This is a genomic window from uncultured Winogradskyella sp., from assembly GCF_947495255.1.
In the GTDB taxonomy this organism is placed as follows: domain Bacteria; phylum Bacteroidota; class Bacteroidia; order Flavobacteriales; family Flavobacteriaceae; genus Winogradskyella.
Genome location: NZ_CANLYI010000001.1, coordinates 148804 through 174583, shown reverse-complemented (window position 1 = coordinate 174583; position 25780 = coordinate 148804). Strand labels below are relative to the sequence as shown.

The 25780-nt window shown below is 32.1% G+C and carries 21 protein-coding genes; 13 read left to right on the top strand and 8 right to left on the bottom strand.

The window, feature by feature from the left end:
• The first annotated feature begins 5 nt into the window (after nt 1-5).
• The 5 genes from Q0807_RS00780 (at nt 6) to Q0807_RS00760 (ending at nt 5714) form a co-directional block, all read left to right on the top strand.
• On the top strand, nt 6-1376 hold the full coding sequence (locus tag Q0807_RS00780; RefSeq protein WP_299105214.1) for a tetratricopeptide repeat protein: 1371 nt from the start codon (nt 6-8) through the stop codon (nt 1374-1376).
• Nucleotides 1376-1942, top strand: a complete 567-nt coding sequence (gene lptC, locus Q0807_RS00775; RefSeq protein WP_299105212.1) for an LPS export ABC transporter periplasmic protein LptC — start codon at nt 1376-1378, stop codon at nt 1940-1942. Before Q0807_RS00780 ends, lptC begins: the two co-directional genes overlap by 1 nt.
• A 33-nt stretch (nt 1943-1975) precedes the next feature.
• Nucleotides 1976-2167 carry a hypothetical protein gene (locus Q0807_RS00770; RefSeq protein WP_299105210.1) on the top strand — a complete coding sequence of 64 codons (192 nt, stop codon included), beginning with the start codon at nt 1976-1978 and terminating at the stop codon, nt 2165-2167.
• A 3-nt stretch (nt 2168-2170) separates the two neighbouring features.
• Nucleotides 2171-3460, top strand: a complete 1290-nt coding sequence (locus Q0807_RS00765) for a hemolysin family protein (protein ID WP_299105207.1) — start codon at nt 2171-2173, stop codon at nt 3458-3460.
• Nucleotides 3461-3566: 106 nt separating this feature from the next.
• Nucleotides 3567-5714 (top strand): SurA N-terminal domain-containing protein, encoded by a 2148-nt coding sequence (locus Q0807_RS00760; protein ID WP_299105204.1) that lies wholly within the window; start codon nt 3567-3569, stop codon nt 5712-5714.
• A 105-nt stretch (nt 5715-5819) separates the two neighbouring features.
• Here the strand turns inward: Q0807_RS00760 and Q0807_RS00755 are convergent, their stop codons facing one another.
• Complete coding sequence (locus Q0807_RS00755) at nt 5820-6752, bottom strand: GYDIA family GHMP kinase (protein ID WP_299105201.1); 933 nt, start codon at nt 6750-6752, stop codon at nt 5820-5822.
• A 14-nt stretch (nt 6753-6766) separates the two neighbouring features.
• Nucleotides 6767-8140 carry a hydroxymethylglutaryl-CoA reductase, degradative gene (locus tag Q0807_RS00750; RefSeq protein ID WP_299105199.1) on the bottom strand — a complete coding sequence of 458 codons (1374 nt, stop codon included), beginning with the start codon at nt 8138-8140 and terminating at the stop codon, nt 6767-6769.
• A gap of 93 nt (nt 8141-8233) precedes the next feature.
• Here Q0807_RS00750 and Q0807_RS00745 point away from each other — a divergent pair, with 93 nt between their 5' ends.
• From Q0807_RS00745 to Q0807_RS00730, 4 genes are all read left to right on the top strand, one after another.
• Nucleotides 8234-10435, top strand: coding sequence for a S9 family peptidase (locus Q0807_RS00745; RefSeq protein WP_299105197.1), 2202 nt, complete (start codon nt 8234-8236; stop codon nt 10433-10435).
• 49 nt (nt 10436-10484) lie between these two features.
• On the top strand, nt 10485-12041 hold the full coding sequence (locus Q0807_RS00740) for a peptide MFS transporter (protein WP_299105195.1): 1557 nt from the start codon (nt 10485-10487) through the stop codon (nt 12039-12041).
• A 56-nt stretch (nt 12042-12097) separates the two neighbouring features.
• The gene (locus Q0807_RS00735; RefSeq protein WP_299105193.1) at nt 12098-13882 is read left to right on the top strand and encodes a peptide MFS transporter; all 1785 of its coding nucleotides are present in this window, start codon (nt 12098-12100) and stop codon (nt 13880-13882) included.
• Nucleotides 13883-13965: 83 nt separating this feature from the next.
• Entirely contained in the window at nt 13966-14517 is a 552-nt protein-coding gene (locus Q0807_RS00730) for a thioredoxin fold domain-containing protein (RefSeq protein WP_299105191.1), read from the top strand.
• Nucleotides 14518-14526: 9 nt separating this feature from the next.
• Here Q0807_RS00730 and Q0807_RS00725 read toward each other — a convergent pair whose 3' ends face one another.
• Genes Q0807_RS00725 through surE form a run of 4 tightly spaced genes read right to left on the bottom strand, consistent with a single transcriptional unit; the run spans nt 14527 to nt 19022 of the window.
• Nucleotides 14527-16557: a ComEC/Rec2 family competence protein gene (locus Q0807_RS00725; protein ID WP_299105189.1), complete on the bottom strand. Its 2031-nt coding sequence runs from the start codon at nt 16555-16557 to the stop codon at nt 14527-14529.
• Between the two features lie 32 nt (nt 16558-16589).
• Nucleotides 16590-17099 carry a C40 family peptidase gene (locus Q0807_RS00720; protein WP_299105187.1) on the bottom strand — a complete coding sequence of 170 codons (510 nt, stop codon included), beginning with the start codon at nt 17097-17099 and terminating at the stop codon, nt 16590-16592.
• A gap of 10 nt (nt 17100-17109) precedes the next feature.
• Nucleotides 17110-18231, bottom strand: a complete 1122-nt coding sequence (gene lpxB / locus Q0807_RS00715; RefSeq protein ID WP_299105185.1) for a lipid-A-disaccharide synthase — start codon at nt 18229-18231, stop codon at nt 17110-17112.
• 17 nt (nt 18232-18248) lie between these two features.
• Entirely contained in the window at nt 18249-19022 is a 774-nt protein-coding gene (gene surE, locus Q0807_RS00710; protein ID WP_299105183.1) for a 5'/3'-nucleotidase SurE, read from the bottom strand.
• Between the two features lie 252 nt (nt 19023-19274).
• Here surE and Q0807_RS00705 point away from each other — a divergent pair, with 252 nt between their 5' ends.
• Complete coding sequence (locus Q0807_RS00705; RefSeq protein WP_299105181.1) at nt 19275-21416, top strand: carboxy terminal-processing peptidase; 2142 nt, start codon at nt 19275-19277, stop codon at nt 21414-21416.
• 5 nt (nt 21417-21421) lie between these two features.
• Complete coding sequence (locus Q0807_RS00700) at nt 21422-22516, top strand: ABC transporter permease (RefSeq protein WP_299105179.1); 1095 nt, start codon at nt 21422-21424, stop codon at nt 22514-22516.
• Here the strand turns inward: Q0807_RS00700 and yihA are convergent.
• Together yihA and Q0807_RS00690 are read right to left on the bottom strand one after the other, a co-directional pair.
• Nucleotides 22513-23127 (bottom strand): ribosome biogenesis GTP-binding protein YihA/YsxC, encoded by a 615-nt coding sequence (gene yihA, locus Q0807_RS00695; protein WP_299105177.1) that lies wholly within the window; start codon nt 23125-23127, stop codon nt 22513-22515. The two genes, Q0807_RS00700 and yihA, sit on opposite strands and share 4 nt — an antisense overlap.
• A gap of 137 nt (nt 23128-23264) precedes the next feature.
• On the bottom strand, nt 23265-24029 hold the full coding sequence (locus Q0807_RS00690) for an alpha/beta hydrolase (protein ID WP_299105175.1): 765 nt from the start codon (nt 24027-24029) through the stop codon (nt 23265-23267).
• 284 nt (nt 24030-24313) lie between these two features.
• Here Q0807_RS00690 and mraZ point away from each other — a divergent pair, with 284 nt between their 5' ends.
• Nucleotides 24314-24784, top strand: a complete 471-nt coding sequence (mraZ, locus tag Q0807_RS00685) for a division/cell wall cluster transcriptional repressor MraZ (protein ID WP_299105173.1) — start codon at nt 24314-24316, stop codon at nt 24782-24784.
• Complete coding sequence (gene rsmH, locus Q0807_RS00680; RefSeq protein WP_299106093.1) at nt 24771-25667, top strand: 16S rRNA (cytosine(1402)-N(4))-methyltransferase RsmH; 897 nt, start codon at nt 24771-24773, stop codon at nt 25665-25667. The genes mraZ and rsmH overlap by 14 nt, the downstream gene beginning before the upstream one ends.
• Nucleotides 25668-25780: the final 113 nt, after the last annotated feature.

The window sequence follows — 25780 nt, the reverse complement described above, 5'->3', positions numbered from 1 at the left end:
TAAAGATGAAGACGAGAATTACAATACTATTTTTTGCCCTATTAATGAGTGTTAACTTGGGTTTTGCTCAAGAAGATAACCAAGAGGAGTGCATGAATAACCTTTCACTTTTTGATGGTTACGTGAAAAGTAAAAAGTATGATGAAGCATATGGGCCATGGAAAATCGTTAGAGAAAAATGTCCAAAGTTTAATAGAGCAATCTATGTACATGGAGAAAAAATCTTAAAACATAAAATCGAAAACTCAACAGGAGCTGATCAATTAGCACATATTAAAGATTTAATGTTATTATACGATGAGAGTAGAGAGCATTTTGAGTCTAAATATGATTTCGCTGAAATAACTGTAGATAAAGCTAATATTGCGAATAAGTACAAAAAAGCGCTTGGTATGACAGATGAGCAAGTTTATCAAATGTTTGACGATGCTTATACAAAAGATGCTAAAAACTTTACAGATGCAAAAGGATTATATTCTTACTTTTCTTTAGCTGTTGATTTATATGATGCAGGGAAATTATCAGCGCAACAAATGTTTGATAAGTATGATGATGTTAACGAAATAATTGAAAATATTATTGATAGTAATACTTTAAAGCTTAACAAATATGCTGAAAAAGAAGAGGCAGGAGAAACCTTAACAAAAAAAGAAGCACAACGTAAGGCTAGTTACGAATCTTATATCGATGCTTTTGAGACTAAGATATTACCTAGTATGGATCAAAAGCTTGGTAAGAGAGCAACTTGCGAGGTTCTAGTTCCATTATACGAAAAGGATTTTGATGAAAATAAAGAGAATGGTGTATGGTTACAACGTGCAATGAACAGAATGTATGCTAAAGGTTGTAAAGAAGATCCATTATTCTTAAAATTAGTTCAACAAAAAAATACAATTGAGCCAAGTGCAGATACTGCATATTACCTTTACTTATTAACTGGTGAGCAAAAGTATTTAGATCAAACTATAGCTTTATCAACGGACCCTTTAAAAAAGGCAAAATTGTATAAAGGTTTAGCTAACGAACTTAAATCTAAAGGCAGCTATGGTAAAGCTAGACAGTATTACAATGAGGCTTTAAAATTGAATCCTTCAGATGGTTCACCACATTTACAAATTGCAGCAATGTATGCAAAGAGTGCTAATAACTGTGGAGATACAAACTTTAATAAAAGAGCAGTATTTTGGTTAGCTGCTAATGAAGCTGAAAAAGCAGGTAGAGTAGATGGTAGATTAAGGTCTACAGCTGCAAAAACTGCTGCTAGTTATAGAGGTAGTGCACCTTCTAAATCAGATATCTTTTCTTGTAGCTGTTCTGGTACAGTTATTAAGATTGGATGTTGGATAGGACGTTCCGTAACTGTCCCAAGTATTTAATGACAGCATATTATTTACATATCATAAGAAACCTAGTCACAGCAATTGTTGTGACTTTGTTTTTTTCGTGTACCAACGATTTTAACGAGGTTCAAAAAGTAGGTGTGTTGCAAAACAAGCCTATAAGTGAGGCTGTAAATATTGATTTAAAATATACTGAGATTGCAGACGATACCGTAAGGGTTTTAGCAAATCTAATAAGCCCGAATATGCTAGATTACTCAAATAGAAATTTTCCATTTTCGGAATTCCCAAGTGGTATTGAGTTAAGGACTTATGATGAAGACTACAACAAAACGACTATAACTGCAGACTACGCAATAGTCTATAATGATACAGATATTATAGATTTACAAGGCAATGTAAAGATTGCTACTCAGCAAAAGGATACTTTGTTTACGGATCAATTATACTACAATCAAAAGTTAGAGTGGCTTTTTACTAATGAGAAATGGTTATTTAAACGTGCTATTGGACCTTTATATGGAATAGGTTTTGACGCTGATAAAAATTTCAAAAACTTTCAAATGTTAGAAATGGGTGGTGAATTTGAACTCGATAATTAGTTACCTTTGCACAATAAATATTTTACTTAACATATGAAAATACAGAAGATTTTTCATTACGCTTATATTGTTTTTGCAGTATTGTTTCTATATGATGCTATTACAAAGTGGTCAGATAATAGAAATGGTGCATACATGTCTTTAGTTTTTGTTGCATTAGCTGCGTTTATGTTTTTCTTTAGAAAGCGTTTTAGCAAAAAGTTTGAAGACCGTAACAATAAATAATTTATGACTGCTGAAATAGTCATAATTATAAGCACCCTTATACTTTCAGCCTTTTTTTCTGGTATGGAAATCGCTTATGTGTCTGCTAATAAAATTCATATAGAATTAGAAAAGAAGCAAGGTGATTTTTTAGGCAAAATATTAGGTAAACTTACAGCAAGACCTTCCAAATACATTGCTACGATGCTTATAGGTAATAATATTGCCTTGGTTATTTATGGGTTTAAAATGGGAGACGTTTTGGTGCGTTGGTTTCAATCTATGTTGCCTTCAGATAGTACAACCTTAACGTATTTGATTACTGATTTACAACTACTGACCCAAACTGTAATTTCTACTTTAGTTATTTTAATTACAGCAGAATTTTTACCAAAAGTATTTTTTCAGATTTATGCTAACTCTCTTTTAAAGATTTTAGCGTTTCCAACGTATGTATTTTATGTCTTGTTTTCTTGGATATCAGATTTTGTAATTTGGATATCAGATGCTGTTTTAAAATATATTTTTAAGGCAGAAGGGGAGGATGTGGTGTTGGCAATGACAAAAGTTGAGCTAGGTAATTACATTAGTGAACAAATGGAATCTGTTGAAGATTACGAAGAAGTGGATAGTGAAATTCAAATTTTTCAGAATGCATTGGAGTTTTCAGATGTGAAAGCACGCGAAGTAATGGTGCCTCGTACGGAAATTACTGCTGTTGATATTTCAGAATCTATAGAAAACCTTAGGCAGCTGTTTATTGAATCTGGTAGAACAAAAATTATTGTTTATAAAGACACTATAGATGATATTCTAGGTTATGTACATTCATTTGAATTGTTTAAAAAACCAAAATCAATAAAATCTATAATTATTCCGGTTGGATTTGTGCCAGAAACTATTTTTATCAAGGATGTTTTAAATATCTTAACAAAAAAGCGCAAAAGTATAGCAGTTGTTATTGATGAGTATGGTGGAACATCTGGTATTATGACGGTTGAAGATATTATTGAAGAATTATTTGGTGAGATAGAAGATGAACATGATACTATTGAAATGATTGAAGAGCAGCTCGATGATAAAACATACAAGTTCTCGGCAAGATTAGAAGTAGATTACGTCAATGAAACCTATAAATTAAACCTTCCGGAAAGCGAAAATTATGAAACTTTAGGTGGATTAATTGTGAATGCTACTCAAGAAATCCCTAGAGAAAAGGACGATGTTGTAATAGATAATTTTAAGTTTACTATTACGGAAGCTTCTTCAACAAAAATAGATGAAGTGCTGCTTAAAATCCTCGAAGTAGATTAATACAAAGCCTTCACTTATAAAAACTGCGTTACTCCTTTTATTATTTACAAGAATATACTATTTTCGCAGACTTATTTACACCAAAATACACAATACATAAAAGACTATGGCAGTTTTAAATAAAATTAGACAACGTTCACTGATATTAATTTTTGTAATAGCGATGGCATTATTTGCTTTTGTTATTGGAGATTTATTTAAGAACTCTTCCGTGTTTTCAGGAGGTTCACAAGACGTCGTTGCTACGATTAATGGACAAGACATCAATCGTACTGAGTTTCAACAAAAAGTAAAAAGCTACCAAGATGCTTCTGGTGGAAGACAAACGTCTACACAATCTATGAATACAATTTACAACCAAGAGCTTCGTAAAATTGTATTACAATCTGAATTTGATAAATTAGGATTGTCTGTTGAAAAAGATGAAATGAGAGATTTATTGAAAACTAGTTTTTCTTCATATCCAGAATTTCAGGATGAAAATGGAAATTTTGATGTGAATCGTTTAAATGCATTTATTTCAAACTTAAGAGACCTTAAAGGAGAAACGGCACCTTTAGGGAACTTTTTAGTTAATTATGATAGTTGGACAAACAATGAGCAATCAATTGCTGCAAACTCTGTACAACAGACTTATTATAATATGATTAAAGCTGGTATTAGTACAACAATAGCTGAAGCAGAAGCCGATTATTTTGGTGACGCTAGAACAGTTGATGTTCGTTACGTACAAGTTCCTTATACGTCTATCGCAGATAGTTTAGTAAATGTAACTAAAAGTGATATTCAAGCTTATATTAATAATCATAAAGACGCATACGAAGCTGAAGCTAGTAGAGAAGTTGTTTATGTAGAGTTTAAGGAAGTTGCTTCTAAAGCAGATGAGGATAAGATTAAAGCTGACTTGTTAAAATTAAAAGCTGATAGACCAGAGTACAACGAAAGCAGTAAAAATACTGAAACAATTTTAGGATTTGATTCTGCTACAGATGTAGAAGAATTTGTGAATACTAATTCAGATATTAAATATAACGACGCATTTTTAAGAGCAGCAGAATTACCAGCAGTAGCAAAAGATACTTTATTAAAATTAAATGTTGGTGACTATTACGGTCCTTATAAGGATGGTGAATACTATAAGTTATCTAAAGTAATTGCAACTAAGCAATTGCCAGATTCTGTAAAAGTTCGTCATATCTTAATTCCTAACATTGGTGGTCAAAGAGCAGATGCGTCTGTAACTAAAACACCAGAAGAAGCGAAGAAAACTGCAGATAGTATTTTAGCTAAAATTAAAAGCGGAACTAAGTTTTTAGATTTATTAGAGTTGTCTTCTGATAAAGTAAGTAACGAAAAGGATGGTGAAATAGAATTTGATTACAGAGCAGGTATGGCTCCAGAATTTAAAGCTTATGCTTTTGATAATAATGTTGGTGATGTAGATGTTGTACAAACATCATTTGGTTACCACGTTATTGAAGTATTAGACCAAAAGAGTTTTAATAAAACTGTAAAAATTGCAACTATAGCAGATAAGATTGAACCTTCAGACGCTACATTACAAGATGTATTTAATAAAATGTCTAAGTTCGAAATTTCAGCGAAAGGTGGTGATTTTAATGCATTAGCAAAAGAACGTGATTTAACAGTAAAGCCAATTTCTTTTAAAGCTTTAGATGAAAACATTCCAGGCTTAGGAAGTCAGAGAGAAGTAGTACGTTGGGCTTTTGATGACGATACAGAAACAGGTGATTTTAAAAACTTTGCTATTTCTAATTTCGGATTTATTGTTGCTAAAGTAGTTGAGAAAAAAGAAAAAGGATTAATGAGCACAGAAGATGCTTCTATCACAGCTTTACCAATTATTAAAAATGAAAAGAAAGCTAAGTTAATCCGTGAGAAAATTAAGAGTACTACTGTAGCAGATATTGCAAAAAATCAAGGTCAGAGTCCTAGAACTGCGGCAGCTATTACATTAAAAAACACAACGCTTTCTGGAGCAGGTGTTGAGCCTAAAGTTGTAGGTGCAGCATTTGGTTTAGCAGAAGGTGCTACATCTAAGCCAATTGATGGAGAAAAAGGTGTTTACGTTGTAGAAGTGACTAAAATTACTGAAGCAACTAAATTAGATAACTATTCTGCGATTATGAATAGATTAAATAATGAACGTAGAGCGGCAGCGCAAACGGCAGTATTTAAAGCATTAGAGAAATCAGCAGAGATTGAAGATAATAGAGTAAAAACGGTTTACTAAACGGGTTGTTTTAAAACAATATAAAATGGCTTTACAGAAATGTGAAGCCATTTTTTATGCAGTTTAATAATATTAAGTTTCTTGGAGTCTTGTTGCAGTATAAAACTATAAAGTCATAGCTTCATAAGGAATCACAGTATTGAGTCCTTTAGCCTTAAAATAAGCCGTTGGGTCGTTACTTGAGGTTGCTAGAATGAAATCGCCTCCCCAAGCACCTAAGCTTTTTACAGTACCTTTATAATCAGAAAACAAACGTGTTTTAATTGGTTCTTGCTGAATAAGGTTGGCAATAATAGTTTCGTGAGTTGCAATTAAGCTTTCAAATTCAAAGAGCGACTTACATGTGCTCATGGCTTCTGTAATGTCGTCAATGTTTTTTATAATCTCACTGTTAATCTTATTTAACTTTTTATAAACCGAAATTCCATCACGACTATTTTGTTTCTGATTAAGATAAACAAAGTAAAGGTGTTGTTTAAAGTCAGGATTAAAATCCATAGGCTCAACAAATGGTTTTTTATTACCTAGAAGTTGAAATGTAATAGGTTTATCATTTTGAGCACAAGCAATGTCATAACCACTACCGCCAAAGGTTTGTTCTAATAACTGAAATGCATCGACATTTGCCCAATTCGCGATATTATTAATTAGTGTAGAAGAAGTTCCTAAGCCCCAAAGTCTATTAAAATCTTGATGCGTTGTAATATCGAACCCTATATCTTTTGATAAAAACCCTGGATTCAAAATTTTGGTAGATTTTAGTATTTCAATAAGTCGCTTAGAAATGTCATTTTTTAATGCTGATGTCATACTGAGCGCAGTCGAAGTGCTTTCAATAGAAAATACATCTTCAAACCAAACCTCTCCAAGTTCATTATAACTTTTCCAATTTATAAGATTAGAACCGTTACCAGAAACCGTTAAACTCTGCCCATATTTAGTTGGTATAGCCAAAGCTTTTGCGCCATCTAAAACAGCGTATTCGGCAGTTAGTAATAGTTTGCCGTTGCTTCTATATGTTTTAGTTTTAGTGTTCAAAGGTAAATAATCAATTACTTTCTTAGGTTTTCAATAGCGTCAACAACTGAGCTATGGGATACTACATTGGTTTTAAAATGTTTTATGAGTTCTGATTTTTCAATATCAGTAGCTTCAAACTGATTTAATATATTCATTAAGTGCATTTTCATATGTCCTTCCTGGATTCCTGTAGTTGTCAAAGATTTAACAGCTCCAAAATTTTGAGCTAATCCTGCAACAGCTACAATCTTCATTAAATCTTTTGCTGTTGGTTTTTGTAGCATTTGCAAAGCAAACTTAACCAAGGGATGAATGCTCGTTAAGCCGCCAACGGTTCCTAACGCTAATGGAATTTCAATCCAGAATTTAAAATTGCCATTCTCAATAGAACAATGTGTTAAGCTTGTATATTTTCCGTCTTTAGCAGCATAGGCGTGTACACCTGCTTCAACGGCTCTAAAATCATTGCCTGTTGCTAATACAACTGCATCAATACCATTCATAATACCTTTGTTGTGTGTTACCGCTCTATAAGGTTCAATTTTAGCGATATCAATGGCTTGTTTAAATTTTTGTGCAAACTCTTCAGGATTAGGAATATCTTTACTTTTTAAATCTTCAATTTTGCAAGATACTTCAGCACGCACCAAACAGTTTGGAACGAAGTTAGAAAGGATACTCATTACAATCGAGAGATGTTTTTCTTCGTCATTAAAATCTTCAAATTGAAGCGCTTCAGATTTAAAGGTCGTTGCAAATTGTTCTAAACAAGTATTGATGAAATTTGCTCCCATCGCATCCATGGTTTCAAACGTAGCATGGAGTTGATAATAATTAGGTAAATCTTCAGACTTGTTTCGTAATTTAATGTTTAATATTCCACCACCTCTGCGTTCCATGCTTTTAGTCATGGAAGCTGTATCACTGATTAATTTTGGTTTTACATGTTTAAAAAACGCTTTAAGTTTATTAAAATCGCCTTTGTAAGTAAAATGAACTTGGCCAATTTTTTCAGTAGATATTACTTTGGCTTTAAAACCACCACGTTCTAGCCAAAACTTAGAAGCTTTACTTGCAGCAGCGACAACAGAACTTTCTTCTATAGCCATAGGAATGGCATAAAAAGTATCATTGATTAAAAAATTGGGAGCTACACCAAGAGGTAAATAGTAATTAGTTATGGTGTTTTCAATAAACTCATCGTGGAGTTTTTGAAGTTTTTCGTCAGAATTCCAATAACTTTCCACAAGTGTTCTTGCGTTATCTTTTTCTGTAAAATAAGAGTCTAAAAGCCACTCAATCTTTTCAGATTTAGTAAGCTTTGAAAAGCCAGAAATAGTGTTTGGCATATTAGTTTTAATTTTAGTAAAAACAAAGATACTAGGATTGGCACAAAATGTGTGCATAATCGATTGTAAATGCCGATTTACTGTTAATAATAGTGATTTTTTGCATAATTTTTAGTAAACTTGGCATTGCTTTATTGAAATAAAAAATTTATGAATTTGAGACACTTTGCTGCCATTTTTGGCTTTTTAATAACTTCATTAGTTTTTTCACAAGAAAAACAAATCACACTTCAAGAAATTTGGAGTGGTCAATTTAGAACGGAAGGTATGCAAGCTTTGCATTCTATGGCAAACGGAAATCAGTATTCGGTTTTAAATTTTAATAGACAGAATAGAACTTCAACAATAGATATTTACGATTATAAAACTTTAGAAAAAGTAAAAACCTTAATCTCATCGGCTGATATAGCAGAGATTCAAGGTTTTTTTGATTATTCTTTTAATGAAGATGAATCTAAAATTATCTTAACAACAGAATCACAACCTGTTTTTAGACATTCTACGTTGGGTGAATACTATATTTATGATATCGCCACAAAAAAAGTAGCTAAAGTATCTGATGATTTAGTGCAAGAACCAACCTTGTCTCCTGATGGAACTAAAGTAGCGTATGGATTTGAGAATAATTTATATGTTAAGGATTTAAAGTCTGGTAAGGTTTCTCAAATGACAACAGATGGCGAAAAGAATAAAATTATAAACGGAATTACGGATTGGGTTTATGAAGAAGAATTTGCTTTTGTTAGAGCTTTTGATTGGAATGCTGATAGTAATCAAATTGCTTTTATAAGGTTTGATGAAACTAATGTGCCTGAGTTTTCTATGGATGTTTATGGTTCTGACTTATACCAGACGCAACACGTGTTTAAATACCCCAAAGCAGGTGAGGCAAATTCTAAGGTGTCTTTACATTTATATGATTTTGGTTCTAACAAGGTGTCAGATTTAAAAGTTAGTAAGTCTTATAAGGATTTTTATATTCCGAGATTAGAATGGACAAATAAGGCTAATGTTTTAAGTGTTCAGTTTATGAATCGTCACCAAAATGAATTAGACCTTTGGATGATTGATACTAAAGTAATGACTTCAAAAAATGTATTAGAAGAAAAGGATAAAGCCTATATTGATGTTACTTCTAATTTAACGTTTTTAGAAGATAATAGTTTTATTTGGACGAGTGAATTAGATGGTTTTAACCATATCTATCACTATGCTAAAGATGGTAAATTAATTAACCAAGTAACAAAAGGAAATTGGGAAGTCACCAATTATTATGGGTTTAACGAGAAGGCAAATACCATTTATTTTCAATCTACCGAAAATGGTTCTATAAACAGAGATGTATATTCTATTAAATTAAATGGAAAAAGTAAAAAGCGTTTAACTCAAAAAGACGGAACAAATAACGCATCGTTTAGTGCAGATTTTACATACTTCATAAATACGTTTTCTAATGCATCAACACCTTATGAATATACTTTAGTGAATTCTAAAAATGGTGAAATTGTAAAAAACATAAAGGACAATAAAAAATTAGCTAAGCAATTAGGCAACTACATTATGTCTAAAAAAGAGTTCGAGACAATTTCTGTTAATGGAAATGATTTAAATATGTGGACACTTAAACCAGCAAATTTTGATGCTAATAAAAGGTATCCATTGTTTATGTACCAATATTCTGGACCAGGTTCTCAACAAGTAGCGAACCGTTGGAATAGTGCAAATGATTATTGGTATCAATTACTGGCACAACAAGGCTATATTGTTGTTTGTGTCGATGGGAGAGGAACAGGGTTTAAAGGTGCTGATTTTAAAAAGGTAACGCAAAACGAATTAGGGAAGTACGAAGTAGAAGACCAAATTGAAGCAGCAAAGCAACTTGGTAAACTCGATTATATTGACGCAGAAAGAATAGGAATTTGGGGTTGGAGTTATGGAGGCTTTATGAGTAGTAATGCACTTTTTAAAGGTAATGATGTCTTTAAAATGGCAATTGCTGTTGCTCCTGTTACAAGTTGGAGATTCTACGATACTATTTACACAGAACGTTATATGACAACACCACAAGAAAATCCAAGTGGTTATGATGAGAATTCACCAATCAACCATGTTGATAAGCTTAAAGGTGATTTTTTATTGATTCATGGTTCTGGTGATGATAATGTGCATGTACAAAATACCATGCGTATGGTTGAAGCTCTAATTCAAGCCGACAAACAATTTGAATGGATGATATATCCGGATAAGAACCATGGAATTTATGGAGGAAATACGAGACTTCATTTATATAAAAAAATGACCAATTTTATCAATAAAACTTTAGGTGATAAAATAGAAATGTCTAAGGAGTAAAATCTTAAGCTATTACAAGAAATTCTAACTAACATTAACTAACAAAATTATGTCAACGGCAATTAAACAAGCGCATCAAAAGGAACTTTTTGGGCATCCAGTAGGTTTATATGTATTATTTTTTACTGAAATGTGGGAACGTTTTTCCTACTACGGAATGCGAGCATTGTTGACCCTTTATTTAGTTGAAAAAACGACTGCTGATAATCCAGGTTTAGGTTGGTTAGATTCAAAGTCTATTATGCTTTATGGGTGGTACACTATGTTGGTTTATGTAATGTCTATTCCTGGTGGAATGATTGCAGATAAATACTTAGGGCAAAAAAAAGCGGTTCTTTATGGAGCTCTAACACTAGTGGCAGGACATGGAATTTTAGCATTCGATGAAATGTGGGCTTTTTATACTGGTTTAGCACTTATTATCTTGGGTGTTGGTTTATTGAAACCAAATATCTCTACAATGGTAGGAGGTTTATATAAGCCTGGAGATATAAGAAGAGATAAAGGTTTTAGTATTTTCTATATCGGAATTAACTTAGGGTCACTTCTAGCAACTTTTATTGTAGGTTATGTTGGTGAGGAAATAGGTTGGCATTATGGTTTTGGTCTTGCCGGAATTGCGATGCTTTTAGGTTTAGTTGTTTACATGTATGGCCAGAAATACTTAGTTACTGTTGGTAATAAGCCAACAGCAGAAGATAAGAACAATGATGTATCTATAGGGAAATTATTAAGAGATTTATTAAAGTCTCCTGTTAATCTTGGTATTGTCGCATTAATCATGGCTTACGCTGTTTATGCAGGTTTTACTTATAATGGTGTAGATAGTTGGGGCTATACAGCCTTGTATATTTTTATTGCAGTTGTAGCAGGTATAATGATGATGATCTATAAAAATTTAGAAACTCAAATCGCTAAGGATAGATATTTAGTTCTTTTATTGTCTTTCTTAATCGTAATTGTGTTTTGGGGAGCATTTGAACAAGCAGGTGGATTAATGAGTATTTATACTAAAACCAATACAGATAGAATGTTATTTGGTTGGGAAATTCCAGCAACATGGTTTCAAGGTTTAAATGCAGGATTTATAATCATATTCGCAACGTTGGTAGCAGGTTATTGGGCTAAACGTAAGTTAAAAGGTAAAGAAGCGTCTTCTTTATTTAAAATGGCAGTTGGTACTATGATAATGGGACTTGGTTTTGTATTTATGATATTTGCTGCGGCAGAATTTAATTCTAAAGGAAGCTCTGCAATGTACTGGTTGGTATTAGCTTATTTATTTCATACCATCGGAGAATTATGTTCGTCTCCTGTAGCATTATCTTTTATTACCAAATTAGCACCTGTAAAATATGCTTCATTAATGATGGGTGTTTATTTTGCAGCAACAGGTTTAGGTAATAAAGTTGCTGGTGTAATTGGAGAGTCTGCATCTGAATTTGGTGAATATGCTATCTTCTCAGGTATCACTATATTCACTGTTCTATTTGGTATATTGGTAATATTATTACTTAAACCTTTAAAACGACTAACACATGGTGCAGAAGATAATGAAGTTGAAATGCATGATGATGAAGCTGAGGGTTTTGAACTAGCAGAATAAAAGGAATTGAAATAACTAACTCTAAAAATAATTACTCCTAACTAATCAATTTTTATATGAATACTGATATTGAAAATCTATTTAAAGACAAAGTCATTGGGCATCCAGCAGGACTGTTCGTGATATTTTTTACTGAAATGTGGGAACGTTTTTCATTCTATGGAATGAAAATATTATTAGTTCTATTTTTAACAGCTCCTTTTTTAAGTGATAATCCAGGTTGGGAATGGTCTCGTGAAAATGCATTGGCATTAATTGGTACGTATTCTTCATTGTTATATTTAACTCCAATTGTTGGTGGTTGGTTGGCAGATAAAATAACTGGCTATAAGTGGGCCGTTATTATAGGTTGTTTCATTATGATGCTTGGTCATGCTTTTATGGTGTTTGAAACTACCTGGTCTTTATATTTAGGGTTGGCTTTATTAGTTATAGGTACAGGTTTCTTTAAGCCAAATATGACTTCTATGATTTCTGAAATGTATAAAGGGAAAGAGTCTAAGAAAGATGGAGCATACACTATATATTATATGGGAGTAAATGCAGGAGCATTTTTTGGAATGATGCTTTGTGGTTATTTAGCTGAAAATATAGGATGGAGTTATGGTTTTGGATTGGCTGGTATTTTTATGCTAGGTGGTTTGATTCAGTTTTGGTTAGCTAAAGATTTATTTGGCATGATAGGAGAAATACCTTCAAAAACACATGAAGTAGAACTGCCTCAAAACATTAATGAAGAAAATCCTAAAGAGCATAATGAAAACGAGATTGCAATAAAGCTAAATCCTTTTACGTATTTAGATAAAGTATTAATTGTATTATCGTCTATTGGAGGTGTACTTTATTTATTTAATGATCCAATGTCTAAAATTGGAAATATTAATTTACTAGATTTCAAAGTAGGAAGCTTGGATGGTTCTAATTTTATTGTTTTATTGGCTCTAGCATTGTTTTTATATTTAATCATTACGAGGATATCAAGATATAATCCTATTGTGAGAGATAAAATAATTGCAGTTTCTATATTTGGAATATTTACAGTGTTTTTCTTTGCTGCCTTTGAACAGTCTTTAGGTTCTATGACATTATTCGCAAGGGATTATACTGACAGGGTTTTAGTAGGGTCTTCTGCAATGATATTTAAAGTAATAGATTCTATTTTAACAGTTGTGCCATTAGTTTTAATTTCGTGGGTATTATATTTATTGTTCAAAAAAACATATTCAAAAATCCCTTACTCTAATATTGTATTAGGATTAACGTTTGTGTTTTTATGGTACGTAGTATTTTATAAAATCAATAATGAATTTAATAAAGAAACAACAGAAGTTGGAGCGTCTTGGTTTGGAATCTTAAATTCATTTTTTATAATAACTCTTGCTCCTTTATTTTCTAAATGGTGGGAAAGTAAGTATAATCCAAGCGTAGCAATGAAGTATGGGATTGGTTTAGTGTTATTAGGTTTAGGATTCGGTGTTTTAGTATTTGGAACTATGGGAATTGAATCTGGAGCAAAAACGGCATCAGTTAGTATGGTGTTTTTAATCCTTGCCTATTTATTACACACTATGGGTGAATTATGTATTTCTCCTGTTGGATTATCTTATTTAAGTAAATTAGTTCCGGGTAGAATGATCGGGTTTATGTTTGGTATTTGGTACTTGGCTATTGCTATTGGTAATAAAGCAGCAGGTTCAATGGGTGGAATGATTGATAAAATAACCGCGGAATATTCGTTAAGTACATTCTTCTTAATCTTTACAGTGATTCCAGCTGGATTTGGTATAGTATCAATGTTACTTAATCCATTACTTAAAAAGTTAATGCACGGAGTTAAATAACGTAAACCGTTAAAAATATCTAAAATGCTCCTTTTTAGGAGCATTTTTTGTAAGTTCGGCTCATTATTTGCAACAAATCTAGTATGACGAAAAAAATAACTTTAGGACTAATCGCAATTTTTGCTTTTTCAATATCAGCAATAGCACAAGACATTAATTGGGTAACTATGGAAGAAGCATTAGAGCTTCAGAAGAAGGAACCTAAAAAGATTTTTATGGATGTATATACCAATTGGTGTGGTCCTTGTAAAATGTTAGATAAGAATACATTTCATAACAAAGATGTAGCTGCATATGTTAATGAACACTTTTATGCTGTGAAATTTAATGCTGAAGGGAATGAAGAAATAACGTATAAAGATAATACGTATACTAATCCAAACTATGACGCATCTAAAGCTAATAGTAGAAATGGTGCTCATGAGTTTTCAAGATATTTACAAATTAAAGCGTATCCAACAATGGTATTTTTTGATGAAGAAGGAAACGTAATTGCACCTATTCAAGGCTATCTAAAACCACAGCAGTTAGAATTGTACTTAAAAATTTTTGAAACTGATAAGTATAAGGAAATGACAACGCAAGAACAATTTAGCGAATATGTAAAGTCGTTTGAAGCTGAGTTCGAAGAATAAAACACAGAATTATTTAATAATAAAGGCTCCCTTTTCGCTCGTTTGATGGAAAGGGATTTTTTTATGCTTACAAGTGGCCTTCCAGCGGTTTAAATACGATTTGTAATTACTTGCGTCCGCAATGATTTGTTGCGGTTTTAAACTGTCTATAAGCCTGTTTAGATTTAATTTGGGTGAGTTTCGTAATAAGATGTAATGAGGTTGAAACGTAATATTCTTATAAACGGCTAAACTATCTATAACTAGAATAACCTTATCGTTGTATTGATAAACGGATTGTAAACTATCACTAATTAAAACATCTATGGATTTACCAACCTTATAATTTTTTATAGCATGATTTGATTCGAGTTGAATGGAATCTAAATTGTGAAACATCGTTAATTCTTCATTCTCTTTTATTCCAATCATAGAATAACGACTCTTGTTGAAAACAATGAATTCTTTATTCTGAGTTTGATGATTATTATAAAAGTAAACCCCTTGAAGTGTTAATATTGCAATTAGACTTACTACTGTCCATTTAAAATTTCGATTTTTATAAACTTGTACTATAGCAATAATTATAAAATAAGCAATAATAGCTTGGGTTAATGTAAACGGAATATCTCTAAATAAAAAGTCTTTAAATTGTGCTACCCAAGCAATAAAATTATTCAAATTTTCAATGATATAGCTATAAATGGAAACAATAGGTTGTGGCAGAAAACCAATTAAAGCAAATACTATAATAACTAATCCAAGACCTAGAATTAAACCTAAAAAAGGAATCACAACAATATTAGAAATAAAAAACAAGCCAGGGAATTGATGGAAATAGAACAAGCTTATAGGCACAACACCTGCTTGTGCAGCTAAGGTTACGGTAAAAATCTGCCATAATTTATCTGGAATTATATATTTAGGTTTCCATAATCGATAAATAATGGGCTGTACACTTACAATTCCTATAACGGCTAAATAGCTCATTTGAAACCCTACAGAAAACAAAAAAGTAGGTTTAAATAATAAAATCACAAAAGCAGAAAGCGTTAAAGTGTTGTAAATATTAGTAGGTCGCTTTAGGTGCATTGCGATACTAATAATACTAAACATAGTAACAGCTCTTGTTACAGAAGGAGATAAACCTGCGATTATTGCAAAACTCCAGAGTATAGTAACTAAAATTATAGGTCTTAAAAAATGACCATATTTTAAATAGAGTAGTGGTCTGAATATAAAATTAAGAATCCATAGAATGATGCCAATATGTAAACCAGAAATTGCTAAAATGTGAATTGTACCTGAATTCACATAATTATTATAGATAGTTTTATCAATGGTTTGGCGTTGTCCAAGTAAAAGGGCATTAATAATACTCAGCTCATCCCCTTTAAAACCGGCTTCTATAAGTTTTAAGTTAATCTTAGTCCTTAGTTGATCAGCATAACCAGAAAGGGTAGACTTGGAGTTTGAAAGCTGTAAAATATTTCTAGGAGTTAAATACAACTGATGATAGACCTGTTTCAATTCTAAATATTGACTATAATCAAATTGAAATGGATTTAAAGGTTTTTGAATATCTTTTAGTTCTGATAATACAAGGAAAACGTCATCAATATTATAAGGTTTTGAAAGACTGTCTTGTTTTATGTTAATCAATAGATGCCCTAAAGCCTTTTGGTCGTTAATTGATTTAACCGAAACAATGTATTTGTCATTATAAGAATCACGTTTTAAGCGTTCTTCAATTTGAAAAACAATGGTATTATAGTTTTTAGAAGTATCTAAGTTTGTATAATGGTTAGGTCGTTGTGTTTCATCTTGAAGTTGGTAAGAGATAATTCCAACACCAACCATAGATAAAAAGGCCAGAATTCCAAAAAGTGGTGAACGATATATTTTAGATTTTAAGAGAAATGAATAAATACCAACAATGGAAACGAGAACTAAAGTAGAATATAAAACTATATAGAAATTTAGCTTTAAGTAGTGAGCTAAAATAATTCCGACAACCAAGCAAAAGGTCAGTTTTATGAATGTAAAATTTAGTAACTTCATGATAATGAGTTACTAATATAAATAAAAAGTATTTATAAAACGCGTCTGGCTTGCACAAAAGAGAAATACCAGTACTTTTCTGCTAGCGACGATATCATAACACCCCTACTGCTAGAGGCATGTATAAACTCTACATTTCCAGTTCTAACGCTTGTAACAATACCAACGTGATTTACTTTACGACTATTCTTTTTTGTGGCAAAAAACACCAAATCACCAACATTAACTTCTTTTACATCTATCCAATCGCCTGTGCTTTTTAATCCAGATGTGGTTCTTGGTAAGCTAACATTATGTTTGCTGTAACTTACATAGATTAAGCCAGAACAATCCATACCTTTTTTTGTGGTTCCTCCATATTTGTAACGTGTGCCATCAAAGGTCTTTGCGTATTTTACAATAGATTCAGCTTCTTTAGTTGCTTTTTCTGTTGTCTTTACTTTAACTGTGTGTGTTTGCTTTGTTTTACTTGAAGCCGTTTTTTTAGATTTACAGCTAGTTGCAATTAAAAGTAATAATATAATTGGTAATAGTTTCTTCATTTAAAGTATTTTAGTCTTCCTTCTTTTTTACAGCATTATAAATCAACTTAGCTGTATTTTCACTAGCCCCTCGTCCTCCAAGTTTCTTTTCTAATTCATAATAATCTAAGAAAAGTTGTTCGCGTTTGTCGGTATCTAAAATAGCAGTTAATTCTTTTTTAAGTCGTTTTTTATTTAAATCACCTTGAATCAGTTCAGTTACTACTTCGCGGTCCATAATTAAATTCACTAACGAAATATATTTCAATGTAATAATGCGTTTAGCAATTTGATAAGAAATAGAACTCGCTTTATAACACACTACTTGCGGAACTTTAAATAATGCTGTTTCTAAAGTTGCGGTACCTGAAGTGACTAAGGCAGCTGATGAAATACTGAGTAAATCATAAGTTTTATTAGATATAAACTTAATGTTGGCTTTCTTTATAAAGGTTTTGTAAAAATCAAAATCCTGACTAGGAGCACCTGCAATAACAAACTGATAATCTTTAAAACCATCTACCAAACTCAGCATAACACCAAGCATTTTTGTAATTTCTTGTTTGCGACTTCCAGGTAATAAAGCAATAATAGGTTGGTCGCTAAGATTATGCTCTTTTCTAAAGCTTTGTTCATCAACTTGAGGTCTATCTGCAATTGCATCAATTAAAGGATGACCAACAAAATTAACATCATAATCATATTTTTTGTAAAACTCCTTTTCAAAAGGAAGGATGCAATACATAACATCTATATCTTGTTTTATCTTTTCAACTCTACTCGCTCTAGAGGCCCAAACTTGAGGGGAAATGTAATAATGAGTTTTATAATTTAGTGCTTTTGCCCATTTTGCGATTCTAAGATTAAAACCAGAATTGTCAATAAAAATAATGACATCTGGTTTAAACTTTTCAATATCAGCTTTACAAAATTTCATGTGTCCTAAAACTTTTCTAAGATTTAGAATCACTTCTGCAAAACCCATAAATTGACGCTCTTTATAATGCATTACCATTTCGCCACCAACACTTTGCATAAGGTCGCCTCCCCAAAATCTAATGTCAGCTTGTTCATCTTGTTTAAACAATGCTTTCATAAGGTTAGAACCATGTAAATCGCCTGAAGCTTCTCCCGAAATGATATAATATTTCATGTGGTTTTAAGTCTTTTTTACGGATTTAGTTTCCAAGTATTCAGTTTCTGAATGGTGTGATGAGCCGTTAAATCAAAATGTACTGGTACAACTGAAACATAACCATGTTCTAAAGCCCATTCATCTGTGTCTTCTCCTTGGTCCATATTTACAAATTTCCCTGTTAACCAGTAGTAATCGCGTCCCATTGGGTTGGTGCGTTTGTCAAATTCTTCTTTCCAATTGGCTTTAGCTTGTCGGCAGATTTTAATTCCTTTTATGGCTTTTTTTTCTAGATTCGGTAGATTAACATTTAAAACAACGCCATCTGGTAAGCCATGCTCTAAAACTTGTCTTGTTATCGTTTCAATAAAAGATTTACAATGCTCAAAATTTGCATTCCAATTATAATCTAAAAGTGAAAACCCAATAGCTGGTATGCCTTCAATGCCAGCTTCTAGGGCTGCGCTCATTGTTCCAGAATAAATTACATTTATAGAAGAATTTGAACCATGATTTATTCCAGAAACACAAATATCTGGTCGTCTTTCTAAAATTTCATTTACAGCTAGTTTTACGCAGTCTGCAGGTGTGCCAGAACAACTATATTCAGGTTGTTTACCATCAATTGTTACTTTTTCCATATGTAAGGTGGAATTGATGGTAATGGCATGTCCCATGGCGCTTTGCGGACTATCCGGAGCAACCACAACAACATCGCCTATGGTATTCATAACAGAAATTAAGGTTCTAATTCCTGGAGCTGTGATGCCATCATCGTTAGTAACTAAAATTAAAGGACGTGTAGACATTTAGTACAAAGGTTTAATGAGTTGTAAAAATACTAAAAAAGCTATCGTTTAATAGTATTTATTAGGTTTAACAAAAAATTAGTGCCTCTATTTTTTATGGCACGGTTTTTTCTTCTATTTTAGTGAAAAATTGAAAGCCTACTTAATAAGAGTATAAATAAAAAGAAAAGTGAGTTAAGCCATAGAGGAGCATTCAATTGAAGAATTAAGGTGAATGACAAACACACTTTTACCAAATTAAAAACAAAAAGAATGAGAGGGAATTATAAATTTTTACTACTTGCATTGTTAATAGCCTTTGCATCATGTAGTTTTACGAGTAAGAAGTTTGAAGATCCAGATAAGGATAAATTATTAATACAACTGATAACGTATCTTTTAGATCAAGGACATTTTGACCCAAAGGATATTAATGATGATTTTTCATCAAACGTTTTTGAATCTTATTTAGATAATCTAGATCCATTTAAACGTTATTTCTATGCTTCAGATATAAAAGAATTTGAATCTTACAGAGATAAAATTGATGATGAAATTAAAGCATATGACTTGTCATTCTTTAATCTTACGCATGATCGGTTATTAAAACGTATTGCAGAATCAAAAGAGGTTTACACTAAAATTTTGTCTAAACCGTTTGATTTTTCGGTAAATGAAGATTACTCTGCAGATTATGAAGAACTTACTTTTGTAAATAGTAAGAAAGAGATGAATGAGCGATGGAGATTACAATTAAAGTTCTCCACTATTGCTAATTACGATGATGCAATTTCTCAACAATATGTTGATTTAGACGGTGAAGAATCAAAGTCTAAAACTAAAAAATCAACTAAAAAATTAGAATCTGATGCTAGAGAAGCTACAAAAAAATCTCTAGATGAGCTGTATGATTACATTGAAGATAGAAGACGTGAAGATTGGTTTTCTGTTTATATCAATGCTATTGTAGAAGAGTTTGATCCACATACATTTTATTTTGCACCAGAGGATAAAGAGCGTTTTGATAGAGATATCTCAGGTAAATTTGAAGGTATTGGAGCAAGACTGCAGAAGAAAGTCGATGGCATTATGGTTAACGAAATTATTAGTGGTGGGCCAGCTTGGAGAGCTAATGAATTAGAAGTTGGTGATCAAATATTAAAAGTGAAGCAAGAAGATGAAAAGGAAGCTTTAAATGTGGTAGGTATGCGTTTAGATGATGCTATTAAGTTTATAAAAGGTCCTAAAGGAACAGTTGTAACTTTAACCTTAAAGAAAGTGGATGGTACCGTTCAAGATATTTCTATTAAAAGAGATATTGTAGAGTTAGAAGAAACTTACGCTAAATCGTCGATAGTTGAAAAGGACGGAAAAAAATTCGGACTTATAAATTTACCTAAGTTTTATATCAATTTTGAAGATTATAACAAACGAAATGCAGCTTCAGATATTAAACAAGAAATTTTAAGATTAAAAGAAGAAGGTGTAGAAGGACTTGTAATGGATTTACGAAATAATGGAGGTGGTTCTTTACAAACAGTGGTTGATATTGCAGGTTTGTTTATTGAAGAGGGACCTGTTGTGCAAGTAAGAGAAACCGGAAGCGCTAAAGAAGTTTTAAGAGATAAAGATAAATCTATTGTTTGGGATGGTCCTTTAGTGATTTTAGTTAATGAATTATCTGCTTCAGCTTCAGAAATCTTAGCAGCAGCAATGCAAGATTATAAACGTGGAATTATTATTGGAAGTAAGCAAACTTATGGTAAAGGAACGGTACAAACTGTTTTCGATTTAAACCGTATGGTAAGAAATAATACCAATGGTGATATGGGAGCTCTTAAATTTACTACTCAAAAATTCTATAGGATTAATGGTGGTTCTACACAGTTAGAAGGTGTTAAGAGTGATGTGGTTGTTCCGGACCGTTATAGCTATATTGATATAGGAGAGAAGGATCAAGACAACCCATTACCTTGGGATAAAATTGATGCAGCTGATTATAAAGAATGGGAGAATTATTTCGATTACGATGCTACAATTAATAAGAGTAAAGCACGTATGGCAACAAATGAGCAATTAAAGCTAATTGATGCAAATGCGCAATGGGTTAAGAAAATTAGAGATCGTGAAATTTATTCTTTAAATTATGAAGAATATAAAAAGGAAATGCAGATTAATGAGGAAGAAGCTAAACGTTTTTCTAAGCTTTCTGAGTACCAAACAAACTTAACGTTCAATTCTTTGCCATATGAATTAAAGTTGATGGATAAGGACACTATATTAAAAGAGAAGCGTAACCGTTGGCATGTTAGTTTAGCAAAAGATGTCTACGTAGAAGAGGCTATAAATGTACTCCATGATTTAAAAGTGTCGTACGGAATAAAAAGTACTATGATTAATTCTGTAGAGGATTAATTATAATGAGTCATAAGAATAATTCACTTACAAGATTAGCGCTTCAAAAGTTCAAAAAGAACTTTTGGGGCGTTTTTAGTTTGTGTATAATTATTTGTATTGGCATTATTTCAGTATTTGCATATGTGTTTGCGCCAGATGCTTCAAAAAACGCAAATCAGATGCATTTGTCTATTCATTCGAAATCACCCGGTTTCGATGTGCAAATGCTAACTATTCCTTCTGGTATTGAATCAAATCAAAATTTCTTCTCAAAATTATTCTTCGGAAAAAATAATACAGATACCGAAATCCCTATCCAGTCTTATGAAGTAAATAATAACATTTTATCTTATACTGAATATGCTTCTGATGGCTTAAAAGGCTTCGAAAAACAAATTGATTTATCCCGTTTTCCAAATTCAAATTATAAAAAATACATAGAGAGTAGAAGTTTTGCGTTTGGTACAGATAAATACGGAAGGGATTATTTAAGTCGTGTTTTAATTGGCTCTAGAATTTCTTTTTTTATAGGTTTTGTAGCTGTTTTTATTTCATTAATCGTTGGACTTTTATTTGGGAGTCTGGCTGGTTATTATGGTGGAAAAGTAGATGCGTTTATTATGTGGATAATTAATATTACTTGGTCAATCCCAACGTTGTTATTAGTTATAGCGATTACGTTAGCTTTAGGTAAAGGTTTTTGGCAGGTTTTTATTGCTGTAGGATTAACCATGTGGGTTGAGGTAGCAAGAGTTGTGAGAGGGCAAATTATTAGTGCCAAGGAAATGCAATACGTTACTGCAGCAAGAGCTTTGGGTTATAATGATTACAGAATTATAACCAAGCACATATTACCTAATATATTTGGACCATTAATTGTGATTTCAGCAGCTAATTTTGCAGCTGCTATTTTAATAGAGAGTGGCTTAAGTTTTTTAGGTATTGGCGCACAACCACCAATGGCAAGTTGGGGAGCAATGATAAAAGACCATTATAATTATATAATTTTAGGTAAACCCTATTTAGCTTTAATACCAGGACTATGTATTATGCTTTTAGTAATGGCTTTTATGTTAGTTGGTAATGCGTTAAGAGATGCATTAGATGTTAAAACTTAATTAGATTTTAGTTGTTGTATCTCATCATTAGTACTTCCAATAAAGCTTAACACCTCTTCTTGTCCAATACTCTTAGAAGATGATGTCACAAAATAAGGTGGCAGCTCTTCCCAAGTTTTAAGAAGTACGTCACAATAATCTTTAACGTGGTTTTCAATTGCTTTTGGCTTTAGCTTATCTGCTTTAGTGAAAATAATAGCAAACGGAATTCCACTTTCACCTAAATACTGCATAAATTCTAAATCTATCGGTTGAGGTTTGTGTCTAATATCAACTAAAACAAAAGCAGAAACCAATTGTTGTCTTTGCTCAAAATAATTAGTAATAAATTTCTGAAATTTCTTTTTAGAAGATTTTGAAACTCGTGCATAGCCATAACCAGGTAAATCGACTAAGTACCAGTTTTTATTAATAATAAAATGGTTTATTAATTGGGTTTTTCCTGGTCGTCCAGAAGTTTTTGCTAAACTTTTACGGTCGGTAAGCATGTTTATCAAAGAAGATTTTCCAACATTACTTCTTCCTATAAAGGCATATTCTGGTAGGTTGTCCTTTGGACACTTTTCGACTTCAGAATTACTAACAATAAATTCAGCTGATTTTATTTTCATATCACTTCCTGCAAAAGCAGAAATTTTTAAATCTCATCTGTAGCTTTTTCTGTGCTTCTCAAGGCATTAAATGCGTTTTAAAAGGTCAGTAAAAAATTAGATAAGAATATTTTTGTTTTTAACTATGTATCTTTTGCTTAAAACTTTCGTTTAGCTAGCCAACCATTTAGAATTGTATTAAACTCTTCAGGATGTTCCATCATTGCAGCATGGCCACATTTGTCAATCCAAAACAATTCAGAATCTGGTAATAATTCATCAAACTCTAGAGCAACCTCAGGAGGTGTTACACTATCATTTTTACCCCAAATGATACAAACTGGCGTATCCATTTTAGGTAAATCTTTTGCCATATTGTGTCTAATGGCACTTTTAGCAATTGCTAAAGTTTTTATCAATTTGTTACGGTCATTTACTGTTTCATAAACTTCGTCAACAATTTCTTTTGTAGCTACAGCAGGATCATAAAAAACATCTTGTGCTTTCTTCTTTATAACTTCATAGTCACTTCGTTTGGTGTAACCTCCACCCATTGCACTTTCATAAAGTCCTGAACTGCCTGTTATAATAAGTGCTTTTACTTTTTGAGGATTAAGTTTAGTATAGTACAAGCCAATGTGTCCTCCAAGAGAATTTCCTAATAAAATAACCTCATCTAAGCCTTTAAACTCAATAAAATCTTTTAAGTATTTGGCAAAGCTTTTTACGTTAGTCTTTATTAACGACATACTGTAAATAGGTAGTTCTGGAATGATAACTTTATAGCCTTTTGAGCTAAAATGTTTAGTGACAGCATCAAAATTGCTGAGTCCACCCATCAAACCATGTAACACAATAATTGGTGTGCCTTCTCCTACTTCAATATATCTATAATCCTTTTCTTTTTTTAAAAGGTGTGTCATTTACAAATTAGTGCTTATGTGTAAAAACAAATATAACTAAATCCTTTAGAATATTAATAATATAGGCAAAATATCGAGGTTTTTTATTAGTAGTATTTGTGTTTGATTGATGTTAATAATTCCCACTTCTCAATTCTTAGCTTGAAAGTCGAATTCATTGATGTTTGTAAAAATTGAGACCATTATAATCAAAAACTTATCAACATTGTGGTAGAATGTGGTAAAATGTGGTGATTTTTTCAATATCTTTGATTCTTAATCGTTAAAGTGGTAAACGAAACCTTTTGAATTCATTTATAGGAACATACGAATGTAAAGCTGATGCCAAAGGAAGGCTAATGATACCTGCTGTGCTTAAAAAGCAGTTGTCATCGGCTTTGCAAGATGGTTTTGTTTTGAAGCGTGCTGTTTTTCAGCCGTGTTTGGAATTGTATCCAATGTCCGAATGGAACAAAATGATGGAGAAGATTAATAAGCTCAACCGCTTTAAGAAAAAGAATAATGATTTTATAAGACGCTTTACGGCTGGAGTTAAAATTGTTGAGGTAGATAGCGCGGGCCGTTTATTAATTCCAAAAGATTTAATTGGTTTTTCAGGAATTAGTAAACAAGTGGTTTTGGCTTCTGCTGTGAATATTCTTGAGATTTGGGATAAAGATAAATACGAACAAGCTATTGATGATGCGGCTTCAGATTTTGCTGATTTAGCCGAAGAGGTAATGGGACAAGACGATGAAGAACATGGATTATCATAATGCAGTTTTACTAAAAGAAACGGTTGATGGTTTAGCAATTAAACCAGATGGTGTTTATGTAGATGTCACTTTTGGTGGTGGTGGACATAGTCGTGAAATCTTATCGCGATTAGGGCCAAACGGAAAGCTATATGCGTTTGATCAAGATAAAGATGCACTCGTTAATACTATCGATGACGAAAGATTTGTACTTATCAACGAGAACTTTAGATACGTAAAACGATTCTTGAGGTTTTATGGCATAAAAGAAGTTGATGGTGTTTTGGCAGATTTTGGTGTTTCATCACATCAATTTGATGTTGCAGAGCGTGGATTTTCTACAAGATTCGAAGCGGATTTAGATATGCGAATGAATCAAGACAGTAAGCTGTCTGCTTTTGAGGTTATTAATAATTATGACGAAGAGCAAATTAGAGCTGTTCTTTTTCAATATGGCGAATTACGAAATGCACCAGCAATGGCAAAAGCAATTGTTGAAGCACGAAAGGAGGAAGAAATAAAAACGAGCGAGCAATTAAAAGCGGTTTTAAAGAAATTCTTGAATCATCAAAAAGAGAATAAAGTCTTAGCTCAGATTTATCAAGCGATAAGAATTGAAGTTAACCAAGAGATTGAGGTTTTAAAAGAATTATTGCTTCAAATGCCTGAGATTTTAAAGAAAGGTGGTCAGTTAAGTTTTATCTCGTATCATTCTTTAGAAGATAGATTGGTGAAGCGTTTTATTAGAAACGGACTTTTTGAAGGGGAACCAGAACGTGATGTGTTTGGGAATTTTGAAGTACCTCTTAAAAAGGTTGGCGGATTAATTATTCCTTCAAAAGAAGAAATAAAAGCGAACAATAGAGCAAGGAGTGCAAAGCTTAGAATTGCTAAGAAATTATAATCGAAACTGATGGCTGAGCACAGTCGCAGTCACAGCATAAATATTAAATAATTGTAAATCCGTAGAAAAGCATTGGTCTTTTTGCGGTTAAATAAATAAAGGTTTCTGTCTTG

Coding starts and splice junctions, on each gene's coding strand:
- Q0807_RS00780 (WP_299105214.1), top strand. CDS start 6: ATGAAGACGAGAATTACAATACTATTTTTTGCCCTATTAATGAGTGTT.
- lptC (WP_299105212.1), top strand. CDS start 1,376: ATGACAGCATATTATTTACATATCATAAGAAACCTAGTCACAGCAATT.
- Q0807_RS00770 (WP_299105210.1), top strand. CDS start 1,976: ATGAAAATACAGAAGATTTTTCATTACGCTTATATTGTTTTTGCAGTA.
- Q0807_RS00765 (WP_299105207.1), top strand. CDS start 2,171: ATGACTGCTGAAATAGTCATAATTATAAGCACCCTTATACTTTCAGCC.
- Q0807_RS00760 (WP_299105204.1), top strand. CDS start 3,567: ATGGCAGTTTTAAATAAAATTAGACAACGTTCACTGATATTAATTTTT.
- Q0807_RS00750 (WP_299105199.1), bottom strand. CDS start 8,140: ATGCACACATTTTGTGCCAATCCTAGTATCTTTGTTTTTACTAAAATT.
- Q0807_RS00745 (WP_299105197.1), top strand. CDS start 8,234: ATGAATTTGAGACACTTTGCTGCCATTTTTGGCTTTTTAATAACTTCA.
- Q0807_RS00740 (WP_299105195.1), top strand. CDS start 10,485: ATGTCAACGGCAATTAAACAAGCGCATCAAAAGGAACTTTTTGGGCAT.
- Q0807_RS00735 (WP_299105193.1), top strand. CDS start 12,098: ATGAATACTGATATTGAAAATCTATTTAAAGACAAAGTCATTGGGCAT.
- Q0807_RS00730 (WP_299105191.1), top strand. CDS start 13,966: ATGACGAAAAAAATAACTTTAGGACTAATCGCAATTTTTGCTTTTTCA.
- Q0807_RS00725 (WP_299105189.1), bottom strand. CDS start 16,557: ATGAAGTTACTAAATTTTACATTCATAAAACTGACCTTTTGCTTGGTT.
- Q0807_RS00720 (WP_299105187.1), bottom strand. CDS start 17,099: ATGAAGAAACTATTACCAATTATATTATTACTTTTAATTGCAACTAGC.
- lpxB (WP_299105185.1), bottom strand. CDS start 18,231: ATGAAATATTATATCATTTCGGGAGAAGCTTCAGGCGATTTACATGGT.
- surE (WP_299105183.1), bottom strand. CDS start 19,022: ATGTCTACACGTCCTTTAATTTTAGTTACTAACGATGATGGCATCACA.
- Q0807_RS00705 (WP_299105181.1), top strand. CDS start 19,275: ATGAGAGGGAATTATAAATTTTTACTACTTGCATTGTTAATAGCCTTT.
- Q0807_RS00700 (WP_299105179.1), top strand. CDS start 21,422: ATGAGTCATAAGAATAATTCACTTACAAGATTAGCGCTTCAAAAGTTC.
- yihA (WP_299105177.1), bottom strand. CDS start 23,127: ATGAAAATAAAATCAGCTGAATTTATTGTTAGTAATTCTGAAGTCGAA.
- Q0807_RS00690 (WP_299105175.1), bottom strand. CDS start 24,029: ATGACACACCTTTTAAAAAAAGAAAAGGATTATAGATATATTGAAGTA.
- rsmH (WP_299106093.1), top strand. CDS start 24,771: ATGGATTATCATAATGCAGTTTTACTAAAAGAAACGGTTGATGGTTTA.